Below are 2,711 nucleotides of genomic sequence, written 5' to 3'. Positions count from 1 at the left end.
TAATGGCCATTTTACACAGATTGAATATATGGGAACAGAAGCAGGTCGGACATCCCTCACATACCTCACTGCCGGTGGGAAGATGTTCGTGTTAGTGCTTGTGGTAACGTTGGCCTTTCGGGAGGTCTTCTTTGCCAACGCACTGCTTTACGATATTCAACGCTCACTTCCAATAGCAGTAGGCAGTGGCTTTGCTTGGGGCGCAAGGTTGTGGTACGACTCGACGAGAACGTAGACAACACCGTCCTGTTCTCACTACATACTCTGTCTGTGTCAGGCCGCATTTGATAGGACTTAGGGAGGTTTCTGCGGTCGTGCTGGATACAGGGAACGTGTCGCCTCTGAATGTTGGTTTTCAAAGCGCTTAATCAACGGCCTCGAATGTATTCACCAATCGTGTAGAGACCCACGGAAAGGAGTCCACCAGCGAAGAAAGAAATAATCGGGTCTGATGGGAGGTCAACTAACCAGTTGAGAATAACTAGGAGAACTGCATACCCACCAATAACTGCGAAACGTCCACGCACTCCAATTTGTCGGGACCACTCACCGACACGCTGTCCGAATGTAGACGAGGCAACAGGCCCAGTCGCCAGATAGCCTGTTGTGATTCCGATTGCAAACCATAGCAGGGAGAATTGCTCTACTTGAGAGCCATAATACCCCGCGTACAGAACGGCTAAAACAGCAAAGAACAGTGAAATGCGAGTTGGAGTTGACGACTGCTCTACTGGGTTCGATGTTGATTCGGAGGGCATTGAATACAGTCTACATACGGATACAACCCTGTCAACAATGTATCTGTCTCTCGACGGTGAGTTCTACGGACTATATTGACAAATACCTCCTCTAAGTCTTGCACACTTTTTTGACAGCGTTCGGTGAGGTTTCTGAGGCCGTGCTAAATACAGGCGCAAGTCGGTCGCAGGACTCACTCGTCTTCAATCTCATATACCGATGTACGGTTGAATATTAATACAGTCAGACACGTAGTTAGGCTATGGCACGTGGTATCTTGGATTGGTTCACCGCATTTTTCGGAGGTGACGAGCAGGAAGATAGTGATGAGGCGGAGAAGTCTCGGTTTCTCCCCTCTGTACTTGATTCATCAGTACGGTACGCGCACGGGCAAAACAACCCTGATGGTGAGCGCGAAATCGCTAAAATCAACAGAGAAGCCCAACGGCGTGAGGGCCAACTCCGCCGAAAATAGAACCGAAATACAGATACTTGCCAACCGTTCACTGCTTAGGGAACAAAACGAGTGGTTTACCGTTGCTGAACTTACCCGCTGAATGTTGCACGGTACTTCTGACAGTGATTGTCGAGCTTTCTGTAGTCATGCTGAATACAGTGCGCGAATCAGCCATCGGGGGGAAGTTTAATTTCCACAACAACTCACTCAACGATATGGCGGATACCCTCACAGAACTCTCCCAGCGGAACGAAGCGTTCTGGATTGGTTTGGCCCTCTTCCTTCTCGGGGTAATTACTCCCGAGACCCTCCTCCTCGGAGGAATTGAACTTTCACGGGCTCTCATCTGGGTTGGTGGTGGGATTCTCATGGTCAGGGTTCTCGTTGGAATATACCGAATCCTGAGAATGACGGTTGAGGCAGGAGTATTTGGCTATCGTGAAGGGAAACAGAACGACCGATAGACCTTCTTTCTGTGTCACGCCTCTACAGACAGTTTTCGGTGAGGTTTCTATGGTCGTTCTGAACTCAGGCGCGAATAGCCCAAGAGATTCAGTCAGCTCCGACGGTAGATACAGAGGAAGAACCGAGAGATTCACATCACATACAAATAGTGTGGTTATATGACCGAACGTATCGAGAGACTTCTCGCTGTTCTGATCATCCTGATGGCCCTGTTGGTAGTTGCTCAAACGACAGTTGTCCCACGAAACCGATTACTGAGTACGATAGGCATCGTTTTGGGAACTATCGCTGTCGTGTACGGACTTACCGAATTTCTGAAAACGTTCTAACTCGCCGTCTAAATCGATACGCTCGCAGTCGTACTGCTCGGCTGTTTAAGGTAATTCGGGCTGGACCGAACGCGGTTATCGTGCTAACTACATCCTCTGTCTGTGTCATGTCATACTTATCAAAATCTGGGAACTTCAACAAGACCTTAGTTCTGTAAACATCCTCAACAGAGTCGCCCGGCAGAGACTTGTACGAGGAAGATGAATTTCGACAAATGTCCGATACGAGACAGTCCAATCCTCCGTTCGGACTAGTGATCCGTACTCTCGCTATTGTGGTCCTCATTATTCTTCTTGCAGTCGGTCTCCTCGCCGACGGCCGTATGCAGGTCATAGCGCTCGCACTCATGTGTGTCTGGCTCCTGTTTGGCTTTCTGCTGCTAGGCGTAGGTCAAGCCCACAAGACGGGTCACCTCTTACATCACGTAGTGTTCACCGCTGTCCTCCTCATCGGGAGCGTCGCCGCAAACATGGTTTGGGAGGTCGCAAAGGGAGTAGTACCGTCCACGGTCACAGTTGTTCTCAGCCTTGGCACTTGGATAGTGACTTTGTGGCTCGGAAGTCGCCTTGTCTATGGTGGTCCATTCGACCACGTCCGTGACCGCATTCACGGGGCAAACAAGTGACCCGCTACTCATTGGGAGCACGGGCGTGCCCAGTTAGAGAGTGTTCAAAAGCCCTGTCTCACTAAGAAGATCGAAGTCACGGTGAGAACGAGCAGA

3 protein-coding genes are annotated in these 2,711 nt (G+C 50.0%); all 3 read left to right on the top strand.

Annotated features, from left to right (window positions below; genetic code table 11):
* On the top strand, nucleotides 1-235 hold a 235-nt coding region (locus AUR66_RS22685), incomplete at its 5' end, for a hypothetical protein (RefSeq protein WP_231727885.1).
* A 1,175-nt stretch (nucleotides 236-1,410) separates the two neighbouring features.
* On the top strand, nucleotides 1,411-1,659 hold the full coding sequence (locus tag AUR66_RS12875; RefSeq protein ID WP_157533110.1) for a hypothetical protein: 249 nt from the start codon (nucleotides 1,411-1,413) through the stop codon (nucleotides 1,657-1,659).
* Between the two features lie 545 nt (nucleotides 1,660-2,204).
* The gene (locus tag AUR66_RS12870) at nucleotides 2,205-2,615 is read left to right on the top strand and encodes a hypothetical protein (protein WP_058572743.1); all 411 of its coding nucleotides are present in this window, start codon (nucleotides 2,205-2,207) and stop codon (nucleotides 2,613-2,615) included.
* Nucleotides 2,616-2,711: the final 96 nt, after the last annotated feature.

Origin of the sequence: Haloferax profundi (assembly GCF_001469865.1) — an archaeon.
Classification (GTDB): Archaea; Halobacteriota; Halobacteria; order Halobacteriales; family Haloferacaceae; genus Haloferax; species Haloferax profundi.
The sequence above is the reverse complement of the archived record's forward strand: the minus strand, read 5'-3'. Positions and strand labels throughout refer to the sequence as shown.

Excerpts from the sequence above, each read along its gene's own strand:
- AUR66_RS12870 (WP_058572743.1), top strand. The coding sequence starts at position 2,205 with ATGTCCGATACGAGACAGTCCAATCCTCCGTTCGGACTAGTGATCCGT.
- AUR66_RS12875 (WP_157533110.1), top strand. The coding sequence starts at position 1,411 with ATGGCGGATACCCTCACAGAACTCTCCCAGCGGAACGAAGCGTTCTGG.